This is a genomic window from Okeania sp. SIO3I5 (genome assembly GCF_010672085.1).
Classification (GTDB): domain Bacteria; phylum Cyanobacteriota; class Cyanobacteriia; order Cyanobacteriales; family Microcoleaceae; genus Trichodesmium.
The window spans coordinates 1-6,676 of record NZ_JAAHHT010000363.1; the positions used below are offsets into that span (position 1 = coordinate 1).

General features: G+C 32.6%; 5 protein-coding genes. 4 read left to right on the plus strand and 1 reads right to left on the minus strand.

The genetic code is table 11. From position 1 onward, the window contains the following. Both F6K40_RS37745 and F6K40_RS37750 read left to right on the plus strand, forming a co-directional pair. A partial coding sequence (locus F6K40_RS37745) for an HD domain-containing protein (RefSeq protein WP_483143792.1) occupies positions 1-322 on the plus strand: 322 nt, incomplete at its 5' end. 372 nt (positions 323-694) lie between these two features. Continuing rightward, positions 695-1,516: a sulfotransferase family protein gene (locus tag F6K40_RS37750; protein ID WP_293144613.1), complete on the plus strand. Its 822-nt coding sequence runs from the start codon at positions 695-697 to the stop codon at positions 1,514-1,516. A 42-nt stretch (positions 1,517-1,558) separates the two neighbouring features. Here F6K40_RS37750 and F6K40_RS37755 read toward each other — a convergent pair whose 3' ends face one another. Beyond that, positions 1,559-1,846, minus strand: a complete 288-nt coding sequence (locus F6K40_RS37755; RefSeq protein ID WP_293144615.1) for a hypothetical protein — start codon at positions 1,844-1,846, stop codon at positions 1,559-1,561. A 696-nt stretch (positions 1,847-2,542) separates the two neighbouring features. Here F6K40_RS37755 and F6K40_RS37760 point away from each other — a divergent pair. Next, a complete protein-coding gene (locus tag F6K40_RS37760) occupies positions 2,543-5,569 on the plus strand; it encodes a plasmid replication protein, CyRepA1 family (protein ID WP_293144616.1) in 3,027 nt (1,008 codons plus the stop codon). Between the two features lie 282 nt (positions 5,570-5,851). Next, positions 5,852-6,676 (plus strand): hypothetical protein (locus F6K40_RS37765; protein WP_293144618.1); only part of this gene is annotated, 825 nt, incomplete at its 3' end.

Here is a 6,676-nt window from a genome sequence, read left to right on the forward strand (position 1 = left end):
CTCAGATGTCTGTTCGAGAGCAATATTTTTGCTTCAAGAAATAGGGAAAAATTTTCCTGCTTTAGCAGTTGTAGCAGTGGCAAAAGGAATATCTAGAGAAGAAATTAATTGTTTAATTCAACGTTATATTAATCCAGACGATCCAGTTGCTCATCCTACATCTTTGTTAAATGGAAATGATTTAATTGCAGCTTTAAAATTACCTAAAGGTCCGATAGTTGGTCAGCTTTTAACAGAAATTAAAATAGCACGAGCTGAAGAGAAGATTTTTACTAAAGCTGAAGCAATTAAATTAGCAGAAAAATTAATTCAATCAAAATAGGGAATAGGGAATAGGGAATAGGGAATAGGGAATAGGGAATAGGGAGCAGGGGAAAATTAAAAATAAGAATAATTAACAATAAATGATGTGCTAATTATCAAAAAGTTTCTATGTGCCTGTGTTAATTACTTAATAATTGAAGTATCACTAAAGTCTAGGATTCTTTTTTAAAATTGGTAGAAAAATAGTTTTGATGATTTTTAAATTCCTGGCGATCGATAAAGTTAATTTTGAATAGTAGAAGTCATTCGCTAATGGATAATGGATAATGGATAATTACCTCTCCCTAAAAGTTAATATTATCCTTAAATATATTAATACTAATTTCTAGTCTCAAGACAATGAATTAATAACTAATAACTGATAACTGAAATGACATACTTTTTTATTGGTGGATGTCCTCGTTCTGGAACTACTTTATTACAAAATATTATTTGCTCCGATACCAAAGTTAATCCGTTAATTGGAGAAATAGGTTATCTGTATCATTTAGTTAATGCTTATAGTACGGGTAAAATGGATTTTGAAAGCCAGAGTAAATATTATTTTTCTGATCTAGCAGAACTCAGAAATTTTAGTGCGGAATTAGTCAATAAATTTTTAAAACATATTCGTAAACGTTATATTGATGCTACTCATATTATTCTCAAATATCCTCTCATAGGAGAATTATTTCCAGAGATTTATGAGTTGGTAGAAGATGTGAAATTTATATTGATTATTAGAGATCCACGAGATACTATTGCTTCTTTAATTAATGTCGGAAATAAAATGGCAAGTTTGGGTGAAACTACACATTTAACTCCCATGTTTACAGAAAGAAAATTATCAGAATTTCTCGAATTTTATCGTCGTGCTTATGCACCTTCCTGGAATTGTCAATTAGTAAGTTTTCAAACTAAGGTTGCTTATATCAAATATGAACATTTGGTACTTAATCCTACTGTAGCTATTCAACAACTTCAAGATTTTACTGGTTTAAATTTAAGTAACTCTATAAAAAATGATAAATGGCAGCGGAGTCAAGTTAATTATACTCAGTTAAGTGATGCAGAAAAACCTTGGTATTCAGAACTTTATGGCAAAGGAATATCACCTACAAGTGTGGGGCGTTATCGTCAGGTTTTGCGACAGGAAGAAATTAATTTTATTCAGAGAGAGGGAGTAGATATATTCAGAATTTTTGGTTATTAAAAAGTAGCGATCGCCAGTTCAAAATCATCTCTGACTGAGTTTTTATAGCGCTACGCGAAGCGTGAATAGGGAATAGTAAACTGTCAAAGAGTTTTTCTTATAGAACCCATTTGATATCTCTAGAAAAGAGGGAGTAGGGGAGCGCTCGTTTTGCCATTGTTCATTCATTGTCTGAGCTAGAATATTTACAACCCTATATTTTTTGAGTCCTGTACGGACTAGACTCTCCACACCTCCTATACGAACCAACTTCCCACACCTCCTACACGAACCAACCTCCCACACGAACCAACTTCCCACACTTCCTACACGAACCAACTTCCCAATCATAGATCCAAAATGGGTTCTATAGGGAAATGCTCCACAAACAAGATTTAGGAATGTCCTAACCTTAATGCGTAGTGCTATACTAATGCCTAATTTTGACTATCTGAACTTTTGGAAGTAACCAGGAAAAAAATTTATAGGAAACACCTGTCATTTCAGTTATCAGTTATCAGTACCTCTAGATGTTTGCGCAGCATTCCGTAAGAAACCTTTGGGATTGACATCAGGAATAGTCTCTTTTTTTTATCCCTTTAAAAAGAGAGGTTTTATACCATGCATGAAAAAAGAATGTTACGAATAATAAGGGTGATAAAAAGATTTTACAGGAGATTTCCCTTGGATAAAAAAGATAATTTACCACCTAAAAAATGGTATTGAACCCATTCCCATAAGACTCCTGACTCCTGACTCCTAAGAAGTTCCCTAGCTATTTGTAGCAAACATTTATAAATTTGGTATTAGACCACAATTTTTCGGTAAAAAATGCTTCTAAGGTTTCTGTAAAATTTGTCAAAGGTTTATGAGAATAACGTTTTCTCAGCCCTCCCATTAATTGTTAGTATTGATATAATATAAGGTTATTTAAAAACTATTTATAGAGGCCCTTAATTCTGAAGTCTTAGGAAAAACTTTATATACATATAGTGTATTCTTCTCTTATAATGAAAATTCTTCACTATATATAGAGTGCATTATTAAATGAACCCCAATCCCGAAGCACAAATTAATTATTTCCGAGAATGGACTAATAGTTGTGTTGATTACCAATTAATCCACCTGAATGTTGTCCCATTAGAAGGACAAGAACCTTATGAATTTTTATTTTATTCTAATGCCATTCCGCGACGAAATGATGGCCGAGTAACGAGCGAAATATTAAAGCGATACCAACATATTGAAGAAGGTGGATGGTGGTGTTCTGGAATTGATTTACTATCAGGAGAAGAAGACCTTTGGGGTTGTTTTAAACCTAGTCAACCACGTCATAGTTACGACCAAAAAAAGTTAATTAAATACGAACATCCTCCGAAAACTCCTACCAGTTTATTTGCTCTAAAAATTCCTCTACATTTATGGCAGAAAATAGCTAGTCGTTATCAATTAGAAATTCTCCCGGAAGATATTGATAATAATCAACCAGATCTCGGTTTTTGGCAGTGGTTTATTAAGCATCCTCAGATACCTTTATGTATTACTGAAGGAGCGAAAAAAGCAGGAGCTTTACTAACAGCATCTTATGTAGCTATTGCTTTGCCAGGAGTATTTGGTGGATACCGAGTTTTGAGAGACGAATATGGAAACCGTATTGGCAAACCAAATTTAATTCCCCAGTTAGAAAAGCTGATTAATAATCATCGAGAAGTTTATATTGTATTTGACCAAGATACTAAACCTAAAACTATTAAAAATGTTAATGCTGCCATTAGAAAAACTGGATATTTACTCACGAGAAAAGGATGTAACGTTAAAGTAATTTGCTGGAATCCAGAATTAGGTAAAGGAGTAGATGATTTAATCGCTAATCAGGGAAAAAATGTTTTTGATGAAGCTTATGAAAAGGCATTACCTTTAGAACTTTGGAAAGCAAAATCATTTAGTCGCCTCACATATCCCGTAAATTTAAGAGTTAATAGTCGCTATCTTTCAGAAGAAAATATTTTTGGTTATTTAGGCAGTAATAATTTGCAGAAATTAGATAATCTCGATTTAGCTTATAGTACAAATTTTCCAGCCAAACTTGTAGGCATAAAATCTGCTAAAGGAACTGGAAAAACTAAGTTGTTAGAAAAAATAGTTGCTGAAGCTATAACTCGGAATCAAAAAGTTTTAGTTATCGGTCATCGGGTGCAATTAGTACAGGAATTATGTCAACGTTTTGGATTGAAATATATTACAGAAGTTGACTCAGAATCTCCAGATAAATTATTAGGTTTAGGTTTATGTATTGACTCTTTGCATCCTAATTCCCAAGCAAACTTTAATCCCGAAACTTGGTCAGATGGAATAGTAATTATTGATGAAGTTGAACAGGTAATTTGGCATGGTTTAAATTCCAATACTTGTCGGAAAAGCAGAGTAGAAATTCTCAGATGCTTCAAAACATTAATGCAAAATGTTTTAGGAGGTATAGGTCAAGTATTTATAGCTGATGCTGACCTCAGCGATATTTCCATAAATTATTTAGCAGCTTTAGCAGGAGTAAAAGTAGAACCTTTTATTATTCAAAATGATTGGTTGCCTGGAGAAAAAGAAGCTTGGCAAATTTTTAATTATCCAGAAACAACCCCCAAAAGATTAATAGCAGATTTACACAAACATATTCGTGAAGGTGGCAAACCAATGGTTTGTTTATCAGCACAAAAACTAACAAGTAAATGGGGGACTCGTGCTTTAGAAGCTTATCTGAAAAAACAGTTTCCCCAATTAAAAATTCTGAGAATAGATTCCGAATCTTTAGCAGAAACAAATCATCCTGCCTATGGTTGTATTAAATCATTAAATCAAGTCTTACCAAAATATGATATTGTCTTAACTTCTCCTTCAATTGAAACTGGAGTTAGTATCGATATTCAAGGGCATTTTACTTCAGTTTGGGGAATTGCTCAAGGGGTGCTGGGAGCAACTTCTGTTTGTCAATCTTTGGGGAGAGTTCGTGAGAATATTCCCAGATATTTATGGGTGGCAAATTCTGGTTTTAATAAGGTCGGTAATGGTTCGACTTCTATCACTTCTTTGCTCAATTCCGAACAACGTTTAACTCAACTGAATATTAGATTATTACAACAATCTGATTTCGATAGTTTGGACGATTTAGAAGTAAACTTTCAACCAGAATCTTTTTTGTGTTGGGCAAAAATGGCGGTACGTTTTAATGCTGGAATGAATAAATATCGAGAGTCTGTTTTAGAATTTTTACGAAAAGAAGGGCATCAGATTAGAGAAATTTCTGCAGAAGTTTTATCCGATAATTCAGAAGCAGAAAAATTATCAGAAACTCCCACAGAAGTTAATAATTTCCAGGAAGTTATAGCTACCGTAATTAAACAAAATTATCAGAGAGAATGTGAAGCTATCGCTACGGCAAAAAATATTAGTTCATCTGAGTATGAGAAACTCAAAAAAAGATTATCAAAACCAATTCAAAAACAACGGGAACAACGGAAATTTCAATTAATGTTACGTTATAATATTCCCATAACTACTGAATTAGTTGAAAAAGATGATGAAGGTTGGTACGAACAGTTAGAATTACATTATTTTATGACAGTAGGGCGACCATATTTAGGAGTACGGGATAAGGAAGTCGCAAAAAAATTGTTGGATTTAGGTAAAGGTAATATTTTTATTCCTGATTTTAATGATTGTTTATTAGGAGCAATTATTGGAGTAATGGAATTATTAAAAATCCCGTCATTATTGCAGGATAAAAAACGGGAATTGAAAAATATAGATGCAGATTTACAGTTGTTAGGAAAAACAGCTTTATCAAACCGAACAGAAATTAAAACTATATTAGGAATAGGTTTAGCTGCTAATTCGAGTCCGATTATAATTGTGCGACGTTTTTTAGAGAAAATTGGTTATAGTTTGGAATTTTTAAGAACAGAAACTCATCATAAAAAACGATTGAGGATTTATCGTATTGTTAATCCTGATGATGGTAGATTTGAAATATTTCAGCAGTGGTTAAATGGGAGGATAATTGACTCAAGTAGGGTGCGTTAGGTGCTAGCCGGAACGCACCATATTAAATTAATTTCAAAGTCATAGTAAGGATTAATAATCGAGTGATTTTTAGGTATATTAATAATTACTAAAAGATGGTGCGTTACGCTTTCCTGCCGAATGCTACGCAAACGCCAACACACCCTGCTAGCTATAAATTTTGGAATTAATTCGCTTTAATTTTATATTTATTATATCTGACTCAGGGTATGCTATCCTTATTTTATAACCAGATGAAAGTTAAGAATAAATTCTAAATATATACTAGCGGAGATAAAATCAATGACAACTAATATAGACATTATAAAAGATACAAGAGCTAATTGTTATTCTGCAATGATTCAGTTGAATGTAGCAGAATATTTAGAAATGGTAGAAAAAGTATTTAAAGAGAAAGGAGGTTTAGAAGGACAAAGAGACACTTTAAAAACAACGACAGCTATTAGGATTCGCAAGAGGATGATTGAAGATTTGGAAAAAGGAGCTATACTACCGCCAATTGTTCTAGGAGTTATTATTTCAGAAAAAGAGTTATCCACTATCGATAAATTAGATATAAATGAATTACTAAATATTATCAGAAATCCTGAAAATAGCATATCTATAATTGATGGAATGCAAAGAACAACTGCTTTATCTGAGGTTGAAAAAGAGACTGATATTAGTGCAAATAAAGTTCGGGTAGAATTTTGGATAGCATCTAAAGTGAATAGCTTAATCTATCGAATGTTAGTATTAAATACAGGGCAAATTCCTTGGAACTTGAGAAGACAAATTGAAACTGTTTTTCAGGCAAATTTAAAGGAACTAAAGAACAAATTTCCAGATATAGAAATATTCAAAGTTGATGACCAAGGAAAGCGTATAAATGCTCGTCAGTATCACGCCGATAAAGTTATTGAGTTATTTTTAGTATTTGGCGCTAGAAAGGAAAAAGTCGACCTAAAAGAGAGATTAGCTGATGAATTTACCAGACAAGATTTTATAGAATCAGTAGCTAATCCTAATTTTACAAATATTTTCTATGAAGTGATAGGATATTTAGCTGACTTCGATAAAGTTATATCTGCATATAAAAATACAGAAGAAGAGGGATATTTTAAAGAA

Coding starts and splice junctions, on each gene's coding strand:
- F6K40_RS37750 (WP_293144613.1), top strand. CDS start 695: ATGACATACTTTTTTATTGGTGGATGTCCTCGTTCTGGAACTACTTTA.
- F6K40_RS37755 (WP_293144615.1), bottom strand. CDS start 1,846: ATGATTGGGAAGTTGGTTCGTGTAGGAAGTGTGGGAAGTTGGTTCGTG.
- F6K40_RS37760 (WP_293144616.1), top strand. CDS start 2,543: ATGAACCCCAATCCCGAAGCACAAATTAATTATTTCCGAGAATGGACT.